The sequence below is a fragment of the Brotaphodocola sp. genome (genome assembly GCF_983179755.1).
In genome coordinates, this window is the sequence record NZ_CFAHBC010000014.1 from 13,334 (window position 1) to 33,479 (window position 20,146).

A 20,146-nucleotide genomic window follows, 5' to 3' on the forward strand; every position below is an offset into this window, starting at 1 on the left:
TTGCACAAACTGTAACGGATTTTGCCGATGCTTCGCATTCCAAATCGGCAAAATCTGCTTCCAACATTGTATCATACGGAATTTTCAGTTCAGAAAATTCCTAGCATATACAATAATCTTCATTTCTTATAAAATATTCAGGACAAGGGATAACAGCATAAACAGAACTGCGGCAGCTGTTGTCGCTTTCTCCAGGTTTCCTTCCATGGAACGGCCCTTGTTACGGCCCCAGTAGGTATCTGCCATACCACCGATTGCTCCAAGACCCTGGCTCTTTCCCTCCTGCATCAGAACGACTACGGTCAGAAACAGGCATATAAGAACGAAAATTACGCACAAAATTGTCTTCAGCATCCAAAAACACCTCCTAATTCCCAAACTAATAAAGAATCTCTCTTGCGGGATTCTTGTATTTTCCCATAAAACAAAGATATTTTATCACAGGTCTGCCTAAAACACAAGGGAAATCGATGTTGATACAACATGCGAACAGCAACGAATTGCAATCACGCATTACGCCATTGTGCGGTACTCCTGCTTCCAGCGCTTGATTAACTTCATTTCGCCCTTCTCTCTCTGCGCCTGCTCCTGTGCAAAGAGCGTGTCGAGCTGTCTGACCTGAACCGAATTCTCTGCACGTTTTCTTGCGCTCTCCATCTCCCGCTCCCAGCCATTTTTCAGCTCCGGCGTCGCCAAAGCCTTAAATCTCTCACCGAGTCTCAAATCCGGGTCGAGCCTTGTCAGATAGTAAATCTTGCGCAAAATCTCCGGATTGCCATCAGCTGAATATGCGCGCTTATACGCCTCAAATGCCTTGTCATAGCGAAACATTCTCGCATAGCAGGAGCCAATGTTATTTCCGACACGTGAACGGAAGGATTCATTGACAACCTCGTCCGCCGGGAGTTCCAAAAGTTCCTGATAAATCTTGACCGCACGCCCGTACTGGCGCATCGAAAACAGCTCATCTGCCTTCATTCTGCGGTATTCTGCCGGATGTTTTCCGCGCAAATCCGTGATCTGCTGACGGTAATGCGCGACTTCCTGTGCCGTGTAATAATCGCTCTCCTGAAGAATCATCGGCAGAATCTCATCCGGATTCTCCCCACTCTTCATCCACTGGTCAATCTTGAGCGCGAGAAAGCCCTGTCCGAGTTCCTCCCGCATGAAATCAAGCAGGGATTCCCTGACAAAACCGTCGAGCACAAGCAGTGGATAATGGTAAATCACATAGGCCAGCTCCTGAGTGGAGGAGAGGCGCAGTCCCAGTTCCTCGGCATAGTAAGGATGGGTGACATGTTCCTGTCTACATAACAATAAACTCATATCATAACCTCTTGTCTGATCTGTACCCCGGAGGACGGGAAAAGTTCTCCGAGTCCCTGATCCTTTAAGATGACTTCCATCGTCTGTTCATCCGGAAACGAAATCTGCACCCGCACCTTCGTCGTCCGTTCTTCCCGCTTCGGAAATCCTTCCAGAAAAATCGAGACAGTCTTCCGGTTCGTCACATCCTGCGGAGTCACCACAAGATCAACGGTATTCTGATGGTCCGGAATCACATCCACGCTCGCGATACGGCTGTGCCAGCGGTCTCCGGCTGACGCAAGCACGACCGAAGTTTCCTGTCCCTTGCGGATGACATTCATCGAGATCGTCGTCTTCAAGCGTCCCTCACAGATCATCGTGTACGGGAACAATGTTTTCTCCTGATTCATGTCCTTTGCACAGTAGGATGCTCCTCTCGCAAACAGAGCCGTCTCCATATAGACTCTGCGTTTCATGCAGACCATATTCATGAATTCCGGCGCCCAATCGCGCTTTAAAAATCCCTTTCCTGCAAGAAAGATTGCAGAATACGCTTTTTTCTGCATCATCCGCTCTCCGCACGAGCAGACAATCTTGTCCGCCAGACGCTTTCCTGAGGCAGTCGCGAGAATATCAAGACGAAAACTCTCCTCGAGCTCCTCGTAATCTGCCATGACAATCGTCTGATTCGTCGTCTTCTGCACTTTCATCTCATAATAGCGGAATCCCTCATCGGAGAGGTCAAACATTCCTGTCGTCCCCATCCAGATCTCGCGCTTCTGGCTGACCATGTAGTACAGAAAACTCTCGGCATGGCTGATCATGTCGATCCGCTCTGCGGGAATTCCAAGCCGGTCTGCACACGATTCGAGAATCTCAAGCATCTTGGAATCGTATCGGCGCACAGCAACGACAATGCGGTCAACCGTCTCCTTCTTCGTCTCCGCCCGGATCATTTTCAAAATCTCCTCGAGAAAATGTCCGAGAATTTCTTTTCCCGTATAACGGACATCTCCGACTGTCGAAGACTCTCCCTTTAATGCACGGCTCACGAGCTTGTCGAGAATCACGCCGTCGCCATTTAAGGTGTGCGTATAGGCATCTTCTCCGACATACCAGCTATCCGCCGTTCTGTTCTTGCAGATCACGGACGGAAGCGACCAGATCTTTTCCTCATCCGCACAGCTGACCTGCGTATATTCATCGCATAAATCGATGCCAACAATCAGTCCGTCCATACAACCCTTATCCTTTCTCTCACTTTTACAGTCACAGTTCGCAGTCGCCTGTTTTTCTATTGCGCCCATTACATCAGCCCAAACAACTCTTCCATGACTGCACTATCCGTGAGATATTTTTTCATCTTATCTTTCAGTGTGCCCTCTTCCTTCAGAGACAGGCAAAGTCCCATCTCATTGAGGGAGGCAAAACGATTTCCCGCTGAACTTGTCATCTCAATGTCGCAGGAAATGCTTCCCTCGTCCACGAGAACACGCTTTCCATCTTTCCGGTCGTAAACCTGATACTCCAAAAGCTCTCCCTCAAACAGAACTTTCTGGTGCACATAGATTCCCGGATATACCTTTCGCAGCTCCTCCGGCGCATACTGTTCCTCATCCGGAAGCACTCTCGCCATCAGCTCCGGTCGGCTGTCCCGATCGCCGTGATACTCGACAATCACTTTGTCCATAATTCCATCCGGCATCGGCATCAGGCGTCCGAGATCATGGAACCATGCAAAGACTCTTCCCTCTGAAATCAAAAGATCGACAATTTTTCTCGCAAGCTCCTTCTGCTCCTCACTCAGGGTCTTCATGCTCGCATAGTGACGACAGAGCGCCAGCAGGTAGATTGTCGGAACCCGGCTCTTATCCTCCGCCTTGTTCATCACGCGCTCAAGATAGTCAAAAACACGTCCCGAACCAATCTTCTCGTGCAGGAAATAGTCCACCGACTTCGTCGTAAAGTAGGCGCGCACGACAAGCTCACTCGTTGCCTTGCCATCCACATACCAGTCGAAGACCTGATCGAGACGGTCAGTTTCCCCGCTGAACATCATCTGGGCGAGCAGACGCTCCGGCAGATCGTAGAGTGCAATATGGTCGCGGACGCTCTGGCTGAGCACCTTAAACATCTGCTTCGTCGAGCCGTTAAAGTACTCACAGAGATAGTCGAGAACGGCATCGTCGTAACGTCCCTCTGAGAACAGCTTGCAAGCGAGCAATACCAGACGGTCATCGCGTCCCGAGATCTCCTTCAAAATCATGCCGGAACAGAGCTTTAAGAGTCGCGCACTGCGAACACTCTCCCAACCGTAAGTGCACATGATGTCAAATGCATCCCGGTAATAACCCTGCCACGTCAGAATCTCACAGATCTGTCCGCGCTCCGCATTGTTCATTTTCGTCAAATCAAGGCGGGCGAGATACTCCACATCATCCGGAAGCTCCCCGGCATCGCTCTCGATCATGCGCTGATCGTACTCGAGAATTCTTGAGAGCACTCTGCGACGAAACAGCAGGTTAAATCTCATCTCCTCGGATGCCTCTCTGAGACGGATCAGCTGTCCGTCATCGAAAATGCCATTCTCAACGATCAACCTGCACTCCTGAAGGCGAAGCATCGGATGCTCCGGGAATACCTCATAACAGCGGGCTTCGAGCTCCCTCTCCTCCTTGTGCGCCATCGCCGGAAGTTTCTTGAACGGAAGGTTTGCATAGCGATTTCCGTACTCATCCTGAAACAGCAGAACCGGATTCTCGGAAAACAGCGGAACATACGCTGTCCCATCTTTGATTGGAAATGCATCCTGTCCCTCGGTCTCGCCACTGCACACAACAACGTAGCGGATCGACGGATTATTAATCTGAATCCGATAAGAGCGAAGGACAGACGGAAGCACTCTTGCGACCTTCTCGTCGATCATCTCCTTGTAGAGCATGTGCTCGTACAAAACGGCAATCCGGCTGTTGATCCGCGACTTGAGAAGCTGATCCATCGCGAACTTTTCCATATCGCGCTCATACTTTTTGTAAAGCTCGGATTCCGGATTCATGTAACGCAAAATATTCACATACAGCGAAGCTCTGCTGTCCTCATCTAAACTCTTCTCGTAAGAGAAATAGAGAAGCACCTCTCTCGGAAGCAGGTAGGCGTAATCCTCCGGAAGCGAATAGAGGTAATACTCATAAAGCCTGGTCAGGCTGACTCCCTCCTTGAGTGCTCTCTGATACCATGAAAAATAGCGCTTATCCCGACAGTCACTGCGAATCAGGACTCCACAGAGCGCGGAGAGCAGCTCCTTATTCTCATATTTCTCATAAAGCGCCCTGAGCATCCGGTAGTGAAGAACACGGTGCGGTCTCACAGTCACGGAGAGCTGAGCAATCCGCTTTGCAAGCTCCTCACTGATCAGCCCACGCCTTGCTCCAAAGCTCATCACCTGCATCTCAAACTCATCGAGACGGCGAAGCAATTTCACATCCTCCTCAAAAATTTTGAGTGCCTGCACATACATCCACGGGCTTGTACATCCCTGCGCAAACAGTGTGTGCATCTCATCGAGAGTTCCCGCCGGGTTCATTGCCTGATCCGGATCAATCAGGAGCTGAATCAGGTAGAGGTATCCTCTCGCCATCGCCTTCTTCTCGATCGATTCATTCTGTCTGACAAGACGAAGCAGTCCCTCTCTCTGTCCCGGTTTCTGCTGAATCCGGTAGAGCAGGTACTGAAAATACGAATACATCACCCGATCGTCCATGCGCTGACTGTTGACCTGTGCACGGCAGGACTCGAGAAGTGCCATCGCATGCTCTCTCTCCCCGCTCACCACATAGAGTTCTGCAAGACAGAGTGCATTTCTCGCATTCTCCCCTTCGGTCTCTCTCTGAACTTCGAGTTCCTGTTTCAGCTTCCCGGCAAGTGCCTGACGACGTTTTCCGGAGACTGTCTCATACTCCAGTCTCATCTTCAGATAACGAGAGATCGATTTCTTACGCCCTTTTTGTCTCGGTTCTGCGCTCTCGTCCTCTCCGACTGCCTCGATCGGAACATCGAACTGCTGGCGGATTGTTCGCACATGGATCACACCGAGATTCTTCCCGCGGTGAAGTCGTCCCGGATTGATTGCAAACGAGACCATACAGCTCTGATCCTTGAAATCCTTTCGCTCAAAGCTCTTTCTCGGAAGCTCTAAAAAATCTCCCTCCGCCATGACCTCGATCGAGACAGCACCCCAGGTACCTGCCTTAATCTCAAGAAGATCCATACGGATGTCGGAAAGTCCCTCATAGCGTCTCGCCCTCGTGTCCACACTCAGGCTGACCGGCTTTTTTGCGCCCTGAACAACAAGGAACTCCTCAAGCTGATTCTGACGGTTTGGTCGCCCCTTAAGACCGTCATAGAGCGCACGCACACGCAGATCCTGCATAAATGGTGCCTCTGCAAAATCCTGGTACTCAAACAGTCTCAGTGCAAGCTCCTGATCCCGGTGAACGAGCTCCGCCAAATCCCCTGCCGTCTGAAGCCCGTCAAGAACTTTTCCCGACACACCGATATCTACGGAGAAAGAAAAAGGCACCTTTCTCTCTCCCCCATTGGTTACAAGATAAAAAGCACCCGAAATCACATCATCCTTTGACAGGTTTCTTCCATCAATCTCATAAGTGATGTGATTGCGATTGCCTCCAAATGCTTCCTTATGAATCCGGACGCGGGGATTGGAAGAATATACCAGTCCCTTGATAAAACGTCCCTGAAGATCCGTCACATACAGTTCTTTTTTCGTCAGCTCTCCAGCCTGTATCGCTTCTTCCACGGACTCCGGAACAACATTCACCTGTAATACATCTGTATCTACAATTCCCCGCGCCAGACGGTTAATTTTCTCTCTCATCGTATCTCCCGCAAACTCCGGAGTTTTATGCCGTCTCCTGACTTTTCTCTTTTAAGTCTTCCAAAATCTTTTAAAGATCTTTCAGGGATATTTCAGAAATTTCGACAAACTCCTACATTAATCTTCCCTATATTATCATATTTTTACTTGATTTAAAAGGATTAAATTGTTATGATTAAGAAATTAAGAAAAAAGAAAAAATCTAGGCAGGCATACAAATACTGCTTTACGGAAAGAGGCTAATCATGATGTTATCGGAACCGATGACTTTATACAAACTTATGAATCTCTACATGCTCCGGCAGGTCAGCTTTCCACTGACAAACGCACAGCTGACTGACTTTTTTTTACAGCATGAATACACCAGTTATTTTACGCTCCAGCAGGCACTCAAGGAGCTTCAGGAGTCCGGACTTGTTCGCACAGAGTCCACGCACAACACGACCCGCTACATGATCACGAAAGAGGGCGAGGAGACGTTAAGTTTTTTTGGAAAGAACATTTCCCCGGCGATCGTCGAGGATATGGATCACTACCTGAAAGAGAACCGTCTGCGCATGAGAAATGAGGTCGGCGTTGTCTCCGACTACTTTAAGTCCACGAGTCAGGACTACACCGTCCACTGCGAAGTGCGTGAGGGCAAAAGCACGCTGATTGATTTAAGCATCTCTGTGCCGGACCGCGAGCAGGCGGAGGATATGTGTGCGCGATGGAAGGACAAGAGCCAGACGATCTACGCCTATATCATGAAAACGCTGATGGGAAGCGGAGAAGACTCGGAAAATTAAGATACGATTGATTTTTCAAAATTCAGGGGACAGCCATCTTAACTGTCCCCTGTTTCTGTTTCTTGCAGTTTCTTTTTTTATTTTGCTTCGGTTCAGATTTCCTATTCTTATCTCTTACTCTTCGTAACCGTTCGGGTTGTTCTTCTGCCAACGCCAGGAATCCTCGCACATCTCCTTGATTCCGTTCTTTGCCTTCCAGCCAAGCTCACGCTCTGCCTTGCTCGGATCACAGTAGCATGCCGGAACATCTCCTGCACGGCGATCCTTGAAGACATAGTTGACTTTGAGGTTGTTTGCTTCCTCAAATGCATGAATCACATCGAGTACGCTGTATCCAACGCCGGTTCCGAGGTTGTAAATCCAGACACCGCCCTGCTCCTTGCTCATCTTGTCGAGAGCCTTCACATGACCGTCTGCAAGGTCTACAACATGGATGTAGTCACGAACACAGGTGCCATCCGGGGTGTTGTAATCGTTTCCGAATACGCCGAGGCACTCGAGCTTTCCTACTGCAACCTGGGTTACATATGGAAGCAGGTTGTTCGGGATTCCCTTCGGATTCTCGCCGATACGTCCGGACTTGTGTGCTCCGATCGGGTTGAAGTAACGAAGAAGCATAACCTTCCACTCCGGATCTGCGGTGTGAAGATCGGTCAAAATCTGCTCAAGCATACCCTTCGTGCGTCCGTAAGGATTCGTAATCTCACCCTTCGGGCACTCCTCGGTGATCGGGATGAATGCCGGATCTCCGTATACGGTTGCGGAAGAACTGAACACGATATTCTTCACTCCGTGACGGCGCATCACATCACACAGGATCAGGGTTCCGGTGATATTGTTGTGATAATACTCCAATGGCTTGTATACAGACTCACCAACTGCCTTCAGACCTGCAAAATGAATGACTGCATCAATCTTCTCATTCTGGAAGATGTGCTCAAGTGCCGGCTCGTCCAGAAGATCTGCCTCATAGAATGTTACCGGCTTTCCGGTAATCTCCTCCACACGCTTTAATGACTCCTTGCAGGAATTGCACAGGTTGTCAACCACTACCACCTCGTAGCCCGCATTCAACAGTTCCACACAGGTATGACTTCCAATATATCCGGCTCCGCCTGTTACCAAAATAGTAGCCATAATGTCCTCCTCTTTGCTGTTCTCAAAAATACTGAGATTTCATGAGATTAATAATAACTCTGTTTTTTATTATAAATGGAGAATCCAAGAAAAACAATGATATTTTCTTCTGAATTCGTTCAACTTTTATCGAAGTTTTTCTATTTCTTCTTTCTTCACGTTTTCTGCGCAAAATTTGAGGAGGAATTCCTTCCCCCTCGATTTACAAATCAATCTAATTTTACCTGTTCTCATCTGATTTTATCTGGCAGAAATTTTTTCTGCGCACAGAAAAGCCCGCATTTTCAGCACCGCCTTCTTCTCGATTCTCGATACATAGGAGCGAGAAATTCCCAAGTGCTTTGCAATCTCCCTCTGCGTCCACGCCCGTTTTCCCAAGAGACCATATCGCATACTGATGACCGTCTTCTCCTGCTCGCTCAAGCAGGTCTCAAATGCTTCATAAAGCTCCCTGACGTCCTGATCAAGAATGATCTCTTCCAGGAAATCCTTGTTTTCCGCCTGCACCACGTCCACAAGCGAGATTGCCTCCCCATCTTTATCAAGACCAATCGGCTCGAACAGCGAGACCTCCCGGCTGTACTTCTTTCCCGCGCGCAAGAGCATAAGGATCTCGTTCTCAATGCACTTTGCCGAGTATGTCGCCAGTTTCGAACCCCGCTCCGGATGAAACGTATTCACCGCCTTGATCAGACCGATCGTCCCCACCGACAGAAGATCCTCCGTCTCATAGTCTGTACTCTGATATTTTTTAACCACATGAGCCACAAGTCTCAAATTTCGTTCAATCAGGATATTGCGTGCCTCCCGATCTCCCTCTCTCAAGCGTTTCAGGCAGGCACGTTCTTCTTCAGGTGTCAAAGGCTTTGGAAATGTCTGCACAGAAAAAGCCACCCTGAAGCTTACTCATGATAATGTATGCTTCGGTGGCTTTTCCAGTGCATCTTCGGCTTTTCCGAATTTGCGGTTTACTTTTATATTTTTATGTTTTTTCCAATCTTATATTCGAGTCTATAAAAGACAACCGACAACAGTGAACTACCCCGGCTTAAATCGAATATTCCCTGAGAACCAGCTCTGTAATTCCAGGGTTCTCCCCCTAGGTCACTCCGTTTTTCCTGATGGGAATGAGAATGTGCTATGCACCAAAGCACGTTCTCATTCTCTTTGCTCATTTTCTACGATTCCACATCCGTCTTCACAGGAAATCTCTTCCGTAGAAAACTGGATTCTTCCTCCGTCCTTGTTGTATTTGACTGCATTTCCTGCGACATTCTGCAAGATCTGCTTGAGATGGAGCGGACTTCCGATCAGGTGATTTTCCGATGTCAAGTAAAGGCTTTCGAACTTGATTATTGAACTTGATTATTCATTGACTGCACGGCAGATTGCAGAAAGCAGTTCGTCATATGTCTCATATGCCGGAAGCTCCGGATGATCCTTCTTGATCTGCTCGGTGCTCCGGAATAAAAATCCTGCCTTGCTCGCCTCGATCATGCCGAGATCGTTGTAGCTGTCTCCACTTGCAATCGTCTCAAAACCGATCGACTGGAGTGCCTTCACGGTCGAATACTTGGAATTTTCAATTCTCATCTTAAATCCGGTGATCTCTCCATTCTCTGCGACTTCGAGAGAGTTGCAGAAAATCGTCGGCCAGCCGAGCTTCTTCATCAGCGGTTTTGCAAACTGTGTGAACGTGTCACTGATGATGATCACCTGTCCCATCTCGCGCAGTTCATCGAGGAACTCTCTTGCACCCGGCATCGGGTCAATCTTCGCGATCGTCTCTTGAATCTCCTTAAGTCCAAGACCATGCTCTTTGAGGATTCCCAGTCTCCACTTCATCAGTTTGTCGTAATCCGGCTCATCTCTCGTGGTGCGCTTCAACTCCGGAATTCCGCTCGCCTCTGCAAATGCTACCCAGATCTCCGGTACCAGAACTCCCTCTAAATCCAAACAAGTAATGTACATGATTTTTCTCTCCTCCCGGCAAACGCCTGACAAAATGCCTGTATCTTATTTTTAATGATCTTAGCACAGGAGGCTGAATTTTTCCACCCTGTTTTTCCTCATTTTTCCGTGATTTCTTGTATTTTCTTATGTTTTCTTGTGTTTTTTTCACTTCTGTTACCTGTCAGGCGTTTCTTTATGTATTTTACAAACAGGAATGTAATTTTCTCTTTTTGTGCCGATAAAATGGGATTGATGGTTTTGCAAATTCGTTCTAAAATAGTAAGAAAAAAATTTTAAATAAATGATTGGAGATTTTTCGTATGAAAGAAGAACAGTTCCTGGACGACGGGCGAATCATCCGCACCGCCTCGATTGATGATTTGAATGCTGTCTCTGCAGTGGAGGCTGAATGTTTCCCTCCTGCCGAGGCAGCCTCAAAAGCAGATTTTGAACGCCGGATTCGCGCTTACGGCAACCATTTCTGGCTGATGTTTGAGAATGGACAACTCGTCTCTTTTGTGGATGGGATGGTCACAAATCAGGCAGATCTGACCGATGACCTCTATGAACACGCAGAACTCCACGATGAATCCGGCGACTGGCAGATGATCTTTGGTGTCAACACGATCCCTTCCTGCCGGAAAAAAGGATACGCCGGAGAATTGCTTCGTCAGGCAATCTCCGACGCAAAGGAACAGGGACGCAAAGGACTTGTGCTCACCTGCAAAGATAAATTGATTCCTTACTATTCCTCATTTGGATTTGAAAATGAGGGAATCTCGATGTCCGTACACGGCAATGTCGTGTGGTACCAGATGCGGTTGAAGTTTTAAATCAACTCTAATGTCTTTAATAAATATAACCAGAACGTCAACGAAAACGCACTTCCGCAGGTCGTCAATGCGACAATGCTTGAGGTGAGAATTCCGGCGTGTCCCATATTGCGCGCCATGACATAACTGCTGACCGTCGTACTTGAGCCAAGCATGACGAGAATCGCAATCAATTTTGCCTCCCGGAAGCCGAAGAAGACTGCCACGGGAAGAAAGATCGCGCAGAGTCCAAATAGTTTCATAAAACTGCCAAGGAATGCCGATCCCATTCCACGTTTTGCCTGTTTCCAGTCAAATCCGGCTCCCATCGCCATAAGTCCGAGCGGAGTTGCCATTCCGCCAAGAGTATTGACTGTCTTTAGCATGATTGCTGGCATCGGGATCTTGAGTACTGACCACAGGGCTCCGAAAAAAATTCCCAGAATAATCGGGTTTGTCGCAATTCCGCGAAGAGTCTTTTTAAGCAGGGTCGGATCACTCATCCCACTCTGTCCCGGACGCATAAAGGAGAGAACCACCACCGCCATCACATTGTAGAGCGGGACACTTCCGACAATCATCAGCGGTGCCATTCCCGATGTGCCATAAATATTTTTGATAAACGCAATTCCAAGAATCGCTGCGCTGCTTCGATATGATCCCTGCACAAATTCTCCTCGAATCGAGGAATCCTTGAGTGTCAGCGAGATCAGATAAACAATTGTGATGCTTAAAAGTGTTGTGCCAAAACAGAACACGACAAAGCGTGTATCCCAGACAGAGGTAAAATCTTCCACTGCGAGGTCGCCAAACAGCAAAACGGGCAATGCTGCCTTAAACACAAACTGGTTGAGACCGCCGATCAGCTCCCCCTTGATCAGCCCAACGCGACGAAAAAAAACGCCCAAAACCATCAATAAAAAGATGGGAATTGTGGCGTTCAAACTAAAAATCAGATTTTCCATTTTTTCTCCTTCCGAGTACTCCCCAAAGCTACCCTGAACATTTGAGTTTTCACTCACAAAATCATTATCAGGGGTTCTTTTTATTCATACGGTTACGTCTTTTTATTTTGCCACCATTCACTCTCATTGTCAAATAAAATGGCATCCGAAAACTCTTTTCCAGTGTATTCAAATTGATTTTCCTTCTCTCTTGTGGTACACTAATTCTCATGCACAAAAGGTTAGGATTACTCATAAGTTCATCTATATCATGGAATTCAGGTACTCCGCCTTTTCTTGTGCTACATCCAGGTTATTTTTATAAATACAGAAGGGGTTATTATTATGCACAAACACAAGAGAAGTACCTTCTCCGGAAAGCTCGGCTTTGTCCTGTCTGCCGCCGGCGCTTCTGTGGGACTGGGAAACATATGGAGATTTCCATATCTGGCAGCAAAATATGGAGGCGGAATCTTTCTGCTCGTCTATATCATCCTTGCACTGACCTTCGGTTACTCCATCATCATCGCAGAGACCTCACTCGGACGCATGACAAAGAAAAGTCCGGTAGGTGCATTTCAGAGTTTTGGAAAATCAAAAGCTCGATCATTTGGCGGATGGATCAATGCAATCATTCCGATTCTGATTGTGCCGTACTATTCCGTCATTGGCGGATGGGTTATCAAATACCTGTTTGAGTATCTGAGAGGAAATGCGCAGACACTCGCTTCTGACGGATATTTCTCCAGCTTTATTTCCAACGGACTTTCCACGGAGATCTGTTTCATCGTATTTACGTTTTTTACCCTCGGCATCATCTATGCCGGTGTCCGAAACGGAATTGAGCGCGTTTCCAAATTCATGATGCCGATCCTGGTTGTACTGTCCGTCATCATTGCGATCTATTCCACGACGAGACCGGGTGCGCTTGATGGTGTGAAATACTTCCTCATCCCAAATGTCGCACATTTTTCGTGGATGACGGTTGTATCTGCGATGGGACAGATGTTCTACTCGCTCTCGATTGCAATGGGAATCCTGATTACCTTCGGTTCCTACATGAAAAAGGAGACTTCGATCGAGGATTCCACCCAGCACGTTGAGATTTTCGACACCGCAATCGCAATCATGGCTGGTCTGATGATCATTCCGGCAGTCTTTGCGTTCTCCGGTGGAGATCCTGACACGCTTCAGGCCGGACCGGCACTGATGTTCATCACAATTCCTAAGGTCTTTGCAAACATGGGATTTGGAACCGGAGTCGGTATCCTGTTCTTCCTGCTCGTCCTGTTTGCCGCAGTGACAAGTTCGATTGCACTGACGGAGAGTGCTGTCTCCACGTTTGAGGACGAACTTCACTGGAGTCGAAAGAAATCAACCGTATTTATGGGAATTATCATGATTCTTCTCGGCACACTCTCCTGCCTTGGATACGGACCGCTCGCAAATGTAACAATCATCGGCATGCAGTTTCTGGACTTTTTTGATTTCCTGACAAATTCGGTCATGATGCCGATCGCAGCGATTGCGACCTGCCTGTTCGTGTCAAGAGTCGTAGGTGTCGAAAAAATTGAGGAAGAGGTTACCTTGAATGGACAGCCCTTCCGCCGTAAAAAGATTTTCCTTTTCATGATCCGTTATCTGTGCCCGCTGTTTGCAGGAATCATTCTGATCAGCTCTGTGGCAAATGCATTTGGATGGATCTCGATGTAATAAAAACGGGGATACGACACAACGCTGTGTCGTATCCCCGTTTTTATATATGTGTAAGTATCTCAGCACATCACATCCTACACTTCGTCGATTGCATGTCCGATATCGTGGCGCATGTACTTGTTCTCAAACTCCACCCACTCTGTTGCCTGATAAGCATTCGCGCGAGCTTCTTTGAGGTCTTTGCCGAGTGCGGTCACGCCGAGCACTCGTCCTCCATTTGTCACAATGCGTCCGTTCTCATCGAACTTTGTACCGGAATGGAACGCATAGTAGCCCTCTGCATCCTTGAATTTCTCAAGACCGCTGATCGGGTAGCCCTTCTCGTAGTGCTCCGGATAACCGTCGGATGCAAGCATCACGCAAACCGCCGCATTATCCTCAAACTCCAGCTCCACCTGATCGAGAGTTCCATCGATGCATGCCTCAAACACTTCAAACAGATCGTTCTTCATGCGCGGAAGCACAACCTGGGTCTCCGGATCACCGAAACGTGCATTGTACTCGAGCACCTTTGGACCCTCCGCGGTCAGCATCAGTCCAAAGAAAATGATTCCCTTGAACTCTCTGCCCTCTGCTCTCATCGCATCAACCGTCGGCTGATAGATGTGTTCCCGACAGAATGCATCGACTTCCTCGGTGTAGAATGGGCTCGGAGAGAAGGTTCCCATACCACCGGTATTGAGTCCCTGATCGCCATCCTTCGCGCGCTTGTGATCCTGAGCGGAAGTCATGATGCGGATCGTCTTTCCATCCACAAAGGACAGAACCGAGACCTCGCGTCCGGTCATAAACTCCTCAACAACGATGCGGTTTCCGGCAGAACCGAACTGCTTGTCAAGCATCAGCGTCTTCACACCTGCCTTTGCCTCCTCGCGGTTCATGCAGATCAGCACACCTTTTCCGAGTGCAAGACCATCTGCCTTGAGTACGATCGGCATCTTAGCCGTCTCCAAATACTCGAGTGCGGACTCCGGCGTGTCGAAAGTCTCGTAAGTTGCCGTCGGAATGCCGTATTTCTTCATCAGATCTTTCGAGAATGCCTTCGATCCCTCGAGAATCGCTGCGTTTGCTCTCGGTCCGAATGCGCGCAGTCCGGCTTTCTCAAGCACATCGATCGCGCCACCTGCAAGCGGATCATCCGGTGCGACAACTGTCAGATCCACCTCATGCTCCTTTGCAAACTCTGCGAGCTTGTCAAACTCCATCACACCGATATTTACGCACTCTGCAAGCTCTGCAATTCCTGCATTGCCCGGTGCACAGTAAATCTTATCTACTTTCGGGCTCTCTGCCAGTTTCCACACAATTGCGTGCTCTCTGCCACCGCCACCAACAACCAGAACTTTCATTCTGTGTCCTCCCGTCTGTATGTTCTACCTATTATATATTTTACCTGTATGTTCTTTTTATATATTCGATCTATACGTTTGATTTTGATCTATACGCTCGATCTGTATATCCTATTTCACTTTTCCGTTTGCTATCAGATCAATCGCCTTCGGCAGAATCACCCACTCTGCCTGCTCCATGACTCTGCGCTGTAAAATCTCAGGCGTATCGCCCTCTTCTACCTCGACCGCCTTCTGCAAAATAATCGGGCCGGTGTCCATTCCACCATCCACAAAGTGAACCGTCGCTCCGGTCACCTTGACTCCGCGCGCAAGAGCCGCTTCATGCACTTTCAGTCCATAATAGCCGACTCCGCAGAAGGACGGAATCAGGGACGGATGAATGTTGATGATCCGATGCTGGTACTTCTCGACCATCTTCTCCGGAATCTTCACGAGAAAACCGGCAAGAACAATCAGGTCAAGGTTGCATGCATCGACCTGCTCAAGCAGAGCTTCGTTGAATGCCTCGCGCGTCTCAAACTGCTTCGGGGAGATGCAGATTGCAGGTATTCCATGTTTCTTTGCACGCTCTAAGGCATAGGCATTCGGATTGTTGCTGATTACGGTCACAACCTCAGCATTCGTGACTTTTCCGCTGTCCACCGCATCCAGAATTGCCTGGAGGTTCGTTCCACCTCCGGAAACCATTACTCCGACTCTCAGCATAAGGTCACTCCCTTTTCGCCATCCTCGATCGAACCGATCACATACGGGGTATCTCCGGTCTCACGGATTGCGCTCATCGCCTTGTCTACTTCTGCCGGATCTACTGCAACGATCATTCCGATACCCATATTGAAGGTGTTGTACATCATCTCTTCTGCGACATCGCCCTTCTTTGCAAGCATTCCAAAGATCGGCGGAACCGGATAGCTGTCCTTCTTGATCACTGCACGGGTACCTTCCTTGAGCATACGCGGTACATTCTCATAGAAACCGCCACCTGTGATATGACTGCAAGCCTTGACTTTCACACCAGCCTTCTTCACGCTCTTGAGTGCCTTCACATAGATTCTTGTCGGTGCAAGCAGAGCCTCACCGAGGGTCTTGCCAAGCTCGTCGTAGTAAGTGTCAAGACCTTCCTTCGTCATCTCGTTCTCAAATACCTTACGAACCAGAGAGAAACCATTGGAGTGAACACCGGTGGAAGCCATACCGATCAGCACATCGCCAGCCTTCAACTGCTCGCCGGTAATCATCTCTTTCTTATCGCAGACACCAACTGCAAAACCAGCCAGATCGTAGTCCTCCTCCGGCATCAGACCCGGATGCTCCGCAGTCTCACCACCGATCAGAGCTGCCTCAGACTGGAGACATCCCTCTGCCACACCTTTTACGATGTCTGCAATCTTCTCTGGATAGTTCTTGCCACATGCGATGTAGTCGAGGAAGAACAGAGGCTCACCGCCTGCACATGCGATATCGTTCACGCACATTGCTACGGCATCGATACCGATCGTATCATGCTTGTCCATGATGATTGCAAGTTTTACCTTCGTACCACATCCATCCGTTCCGGACAGCAGAACCGGCTCTTCCATCTCCTTGATCTTTGCGAGGGAAAATGCTCCGGAAAATCCGCCGAGACCGCCTAATACTTCCTCACGCATGGTTTTCTTTACATGCTCTTTCATCAGCTCTACTGACTTGTAACCTGCTTCGATATCCACTCCGGCTTTCTTATAATCCATCTTTTTCTCCGTTCTGTCGCCCGATCCGCGACTGTGTTTTCTACATGTTTTTTAGAATAAATGTGACTGTTCAGTACCTTCACACTCACGAATTTCTTACATCTGTGCCAGATATTCCTTGTAACCGATGTTCTCGAGCTTCTCTGCCTTCTTCACAACATCGTTCTTTAAGTTCTCTGCATATGCCTTTACTTTCTCGAGGAGAGCCTCATCAGACATTGCAAGCATCTTCGCTGCAAGAATTCCTGCATTTGCACCGCCGTTGATTGCCACGGTTGCAACCGGAATTCCGGACGGCATCTGCACGATCGAATAGAGAGAATCCACTCCGCCAAGATCGGAAGTCTTCATCGGAATTCCGATAACCGGAAGGGAGAAGAGTGCTGCGCACATACCCGGAAGATGAGCTGCCTTTCCGGCACCTGCGATAATCACCTTGATTCCTTTTCCCTCTGCGGACTTTGCCCAGTCAAAAAATACATCCGGCTCACGGTGTGCAGAAATAATCGTCATCTCATAATCAATTCCAAACTTGTCCAGAATCTCTGCTGCCTTTGCCATAATCGGCATATCAGAGTCGCTTCCCATCACAATTCCTACTTTTGCCATTGTAAGCTCTCCTTTATTATTATATTAGTAATTCTTATAATTAGTGCTTGTAAATGAATTATTACTTATCAATATCATAACTGATTTTTTTTACAACGTCAATAGGGAATGGGACGAAGTTTCCTATGAAAGAACAAAAAATGGAGTGAGCAGAACGAAAATTCTGTCTCACTCCCTCAAAAATTCTTCCTATCAGAATCTCTGAATTACTTCAAACTCACTATCACTGCGCATCCACTCTGAATTATACGATATCTGCAAGCGGGCAGATTTCGATACCCTCGCGCGCAAACGACTCGCGGATCTTTGCGACAAATGCAAGTGCACTTGCTCCATCTCCATGTACGCAGATCGAATCTGCCTTCAGGGAGATGTCCCTTCCGGTGATTGCCTGAACCTTCTGCTCCTTGACCATGCGGATCACGCGTGCAATCGCCTCATTCTCATCGGTGATCATTGCGCCCTCTTTCGTTCTTGCCACGAGCGTTCCGTCCTCCTCATAGGCACGGTCTGCAAAAACCTCAGATGCGGTGCGCAGTCCGCAGTCCTGTCCTGCACGGATCATCTCACTTCCTGCAAGTGCCATCAGAATCAGCTTCGGGTTGTACTCTGCAATTGCCTCACAGATTCCCTTTGCGAGCTTGTAATCCTTTGCTGCCATGTTATAGAAAGCGCCATGCGGTTTTACATGTTGCATCTCCACACCGGATGCCTTACAGAATGCATCCAGAGCGCCAATCTGGTAAAGGGTGTAGGCCTTCGCCTCCGCCGGAGAGACATTCATGTTTCGACGGCCGAATCCCATCAGATCCGGATATCCCGGATGTGCTCCGACACGGATGCCTGCCTCCTTTGCCATCTCAATCGTCTTCTTCATCACAACCGGATCGGATGCATGAAATCCACATGCCACGTTTGCAGATGTGATTAACGGAATCACCTTGTCATCCATTCCGAGTGTATAACGTCCAAAGCTCTCTCCAAGATCGCTGTTCAAATCTACACGATACATTGTCTTCTCCTCCCGTCTTCCCTGGCCTATATCTATACATATCATACCAGCGCCATCTTTATTTGATATGCATGGCATTCTCGATAAATCCGGTATCTGCCTTTCCTTCTGCAAAAATCGGATGTCTCATAATCTGATACTGGAAATCCAGATTCGTCTCCACACCGATCACAAGCATCTCATTGAGTGCAGAGCGCATCTTCATCAGCGCCGCCTCTCTCGTCGGAGCATGCACGATCACCTTTGCGATCATCGAGTCGTACTCGGACGGAATCCGGTATCCGGTGTAAAGTCCGGTATCAACGCGAACTCCATTTCCTGCCGGAAGATGAAGGTGTCTGACAACACCCGGGCTCGGCATAAAGTTCTTCTCCGGGATCTCCGCATTGATTCTGCACTCGATCGCATGACCTCTCGGGCGCACATCCTCCTGCGTAAAGCTCAGTGGTTCTCCCATTGCCACACGGATCTGCTCGATAATCAGATCAGTTCCGGTCACCATCTCCGTAACACCGTGCTCAACCTGGATTCTCGTATTCATCTCCATGAAATAGAAGTGCCCCTTCGGATCAACGATGAATTCGATTGTTCCGGCATTCGTGTAGCCAACCGTCTTTGCTGCAAGAATCGCATACTTGTTCATCTCTGCACGCATCTCATCGCTTACTGCCGGGGACGGGGATTCCTCAATCAGCTTCTGGTGATTTCTCTGCACGGAACAGTCTCTGTCTCCGAGAGCAACCACATTTCCGAACGAATCTGCCATGATCTGAATCTCAACATGGCGCGGATTCTGTATATAACGTTCAATGTACATCGTATCGTCACCGAATGCATTTGCAGACTCTCTCTGTGCCATTCCAAACTGGAACTCAAACTCGTCCTCATTCTCAGCGACACGCATGCCCTTTCCGCCACCACCGGAGGAAGCCTTGATCATCACCGGATAACCGATCTCTTTCGCCAGCTTCTTTCCGACCTCAGCGTCATAGACCGGCTCTCTCGTTCCCGGAACAACCGGAACACCTGCATCCATCATTGTCTTTCTCGCATGGGACTTGTTTCCCATACGATCGATGACATCTGCCTCCGGACCGATGAACGCAATGCCATTTTCCTTGCATCGGCGCACAAATTCACTGTTCTCTGACAGGAATCCATAGCCCGGATGAATCGCATCCGCACCCATGTTTTTTGCTGCCATAATAATCTGATCCATGTTCAGATAGTTGTTTTTCGCAGGTCCCTCACCGATACAGATTCTCTGATCCGCGAGCTGGACATGAAGACTGTCCTGATCTTCCTTTGAATACACCGCAACACTGCGGATTCCCATATTTCTGCACGCCCGGATGATGCGGACCGCAATCTCGCCTCGATTGGCAATCAGTATTTTTTCAAACATCGTCCGCTCCTCCCCGCTCTTATAATTTCCTTACACGGAACAGTGGCTGACCGTATTCTACTTTCTGCTCGTTGCTCACAAGAACAGCCTCGATCTCGCAGTCATAGTCGCACTGGATCTCATTCATCAGTTTCATTGCCTCAAGAATACATACCGTCTGACCATTCTTCACGCGATCTCCGACTTTTACAAATGCCGGAACGTCCGGCGCAGATGCTGAGTAAAACGTACCGACGATCGGAGCGAGGATCAGCTCGATGTCATCTGCCTCCTCTTCCTTTGTCTCTGCGGTCGGCTGTGCAGTTGCCGGAACCGGAGTCGGCGCAATTCCGGTCGTCACTACCGGCGGATGAGTCAGCTTGCTCATCGTAATCTTTGTATCGCCATCCTTGATCGAAAACTCCGTCAGGGAAGAATTCTCAATAATTTTTACCAGTCCTTCAATCTTCTCTAAATCCATATGAACAATCTCCTTATCCCTATTTT

Annotated in this window: 19 protein-coding genes; 3 read left to right on the plus strand and 16 right to left on the minus strand. The window is 48.5% G+C overall.

What is annotated here, in order from left to right; translation table 11 throughout:
- Positions 1-126: 126 nt before the first annotated feature.
- The 4 genes from secG to AC4EVX_RS06950 all read right to left on the minus strand — a co-directional run bounded on the left by secG (position 127) and on the right by AC4EVX_RS06950 (position 6,202).
- The gene (secG, locus tag AC4EVX_RS06935; RefSeq protein WP_177976883.1) at positions 127-354 is read right to left on the minus strand and encodes a preprotein translocase subunit SecG; all 228 of its coding nucleotides are present in this window, start codon (positions 352-354) and stop codon (positions 127-129) included.
- A 159-nt stretch (positions 355-513) separates the two neighbouring features.
- Entirely contained in the window at positions 514-1,326 is an 813-nt protein-coding gene (locus tag AC4EVX_RS06940) for a hypothetical protein (protein ID WP_490159858.1), read from the minus strand.
- Entirely contained in the window at positions 1,323-2,546 is a 1,224-nt protein-coding gene (locus AC4EVX_RS06945) for a DUF5716 family protein (protein ID WP_177976881.1), read from the minus strand. Before AC4EVX_RS06945 ends, AC4EVX_RS06940 begins: the two co-directional genes overlap by 4 nt.
- Before the next feature lie 68 nt (positions 2,547-2,614).
- Positions 2,615-6,202: a DUF5717 family protein gene (locus AC4EVX_RS06950; protein ID WP_490159859.1), complete on the minus strand. Its 3,588-nt coding sequence runs from the start codon at positions 6,200-6,202 to the stop codon at positions 2,615-2,617.
- A 248-nt stretch (positions 6,203-6,450) separates the two neighbouring features.
- On the opposite strand from AC4EVX_RS06950, the gene AC4EVX_RS06955 reads away from it, so the two are divergent.
- Positions 6,451-6,990: a DUF4364 family protein gene (locus AC4EVX_RS06955; protein ID WP_177976884.1), complete on the plus strand. Its 540-nt coding sequence runs from the start codon at positions 6,451-6,453 to the stop codon at positions 6,988-6,990.
- 114 nt (positions 6,991-7,104) lie between these two features.
- Here AC4EVX_RS06955 and galE read toward each other — a convergent pair whose 3' ends face one another.
- The 4 genes from galE to thrH form a co-directional block, all read right to left on the minus strand.
- On the minus strand, positions 7,105-8,127 hold the full coding sequence (gene galE / locus AC4EVX_RS06960; RefSeq protein ID WP_308451054.1) for a UDP-glucose 4-epimerase GalE: 1,023 nt from the start codon (positions 8,125-8,127) through the stop codon (positions 7,105-7,107).
- Between the two features lie 240 nt (positions 8,128-8,367).
- The gene (sigK, locus tag AC4EVX_RS06965; protein WP_308451053.1) at positions 8,368-9,009 is read right to left on the minus strand and encodes an RNA polymerase sporulation sigma factor SigK; all 642 of its coding nucleotides are present in this window, start codon (positions 9,007-9,009) and stop codon (positions 8,368-8,370) included.
- A gap of 276 nt (positions 9,010-9,285) precedes the next feature.
- Positions 9,286-9,459, minus strand: coding sequence for a hypothetical protein (locus AC4EVX_RS06970; protein ID WP_490159860.1), 174 nt, complete (start codon positions 9,457-9,459; stop codon positions 9,286-9,288).
- A gap of 33 nt (positions 9,460-9,492) precedes the next feature.
- The gene (gene thrH, locus AC4EVX_RS06975; protein WP_177978467.1) at positions 9,493-10,098 is read right to left on the minus strand and encodes a bifunctional phosphoserine phosphatase/homoserine phosphotransferase ThrH; all 606 of its coding nucleotides are present in this window, start codon (positions 10,096-10,098) and stop codon (positions 9,493-9,495) included.
- A gap of 302 nt (positions 10,099-10,400) precedes the next feature.
- On the opposite strand from thrH, the gene AC4EVX_RS06980 reads away from it, so the two are divergent.
- Positions 10,401-10,913, plus strand: a complete 513-nt coding sequence (locus AC4EVX_RS06980; protein ID WP_177978465.1) for a GNAT family N-acetyltransferase — start codon at positions 10,401-10,403, stop codon at positions 10,911-10,913.
- On the opposite strand, the gene AC4EVX_RS06985 is transcribed toward AC4EVX_RS06980, so the two are convergent.
- Positions 10,910-11,857 carry an AEC family transporter gene (locus AC4EVX_RS06985; RefSeq protein WP_490159861.1) on the minus strand — a complete coding sequence of 316 codons (948 nt, stop codon included), beginning with the start codon at positions 11,855-11,857 and terminating at the stop codon, positions 10,910-10,912. The two genes, AC4EVX_RS06980 and AC4EVX_RS06985, sit on opposite strands and share 4 nt — an antisense overlap.
- Positions 11,858-12,181: 324 nt before the next feature.
- Here AC4EVX_RS06985 and AC4EVX_RS06990 point away from each other — a divergent pair, with 324 nt between their 5' ends.
- Positions 12,182-13,549, plus strand: coding sequence for a sodium-dependent transporter (locus AC4EVX_RS06990; RefSeq protein ID WP_490159862.1), 1,368 nt, complete (start codon positions 12,182-12,184; stop codon positions 13,547-13,549).
- 77 nt (positions 13,550-13,626) lie between these two features.
- Here AC4EVX_RS06990 and purD read toward each other — a convergent pair whose 3' ends face one another.
- The 7 genes from purD to accB all read right to left on the minus strand — a co-directional run bounded on the left by purD (position 13,627) and on the right by accB (position 20,120).
- Entirely contained in the window at positions 13,627-14,901 is a 1,275-nt protein-coding gene (gene purD, locus AC4EVX_RS06995) for a phosphoribosylamine--glycine ligase (protein WP_490159863.1), read from the minus strand.
- 111 nt (positions 14,902-15,012) lie between these two features.
- The gene (purN, locus tag AC4EVX_RS07000) at positions 15,013-15,609 is read right to left on the minus strand and encodes a phosphoribosylglycinamide formyltransferase (protein ID WP_177977139.1); all 597 of its coding nucleotides are present in this window, start codon (positions 15,607-15,609) and stop codon (positions 15,013-15,015) included.
- On the minus strand, positions 15,603-16,634 hold the full coding sequence (purM, locus tag AC4EVX_RS07005; RefSeq protein ID WP_177977140.1) for a phosphoribosylformylglycinamidine cyclo-ligase: 1,032 nt from the start codon (positions 16,632-16,634) through the stop codon (positions 15,603-15,605). The genes purN and purM overlap by 7 nt, the downstream gene beginning before the upstream one ends.
- Before the next feature lie 96 nt (positions 16,635-16,730).
- Positions 16,731-17,243: a 5-(carboxyamino)imidazole ribonucleotide mutase gene (gene purE, locus AC4EVX_RS07010; protein WP_308451046.1), complete on the minus strand. Its 513-nt coding sequence runs from the start codon at positions 17,241-17,243 to the stop codon at positions 16,731-16,733.
- A 244-nt stretch (positions 17,244-17,487) separates the two neighbouring features.
- Positions 17,488-18,255 (minus strand): LamB/YcsF family protein, encoded by a 768-nt coding sequence (locus AC4EVX_RS07015; protein WP_308451045.1) that lies wholly within the window; start codon positions 18,253-18,255, stop codon positions 17,488-17,490.
- 58 nt (positions 18,256-18,313) lie between these two features.
- Positions 18,314-19,660 (minus strand): acetyl-CoA carboxylase biotin carboxylase subunit, encoded by a 1,347-nt coding sequence (accC, locus tag AC4EVX_RS07020; protein WP_177976786.1) that lies wholly within the window; start codon positions 19,658-19,660, stop codon positions 18,314-18,316.
- A gap of 19 nt (positions 19,661-19,679) precedes the next feature.
- Positions 19,680-20,120, minus strand: a complete 441-nt coding sequence (gene accB, locus AC4EVX_RS07025) for an acetyl-CoA carboxylase biotin carboxyl carrier protein (RefSeq protein ID WP_177976785.1) — start codon at positions 20,118-20,120, stop codon at positions 19,680-19,682.
- Positions 20,121-20,146: the final 26 nt, after the last annotated feature.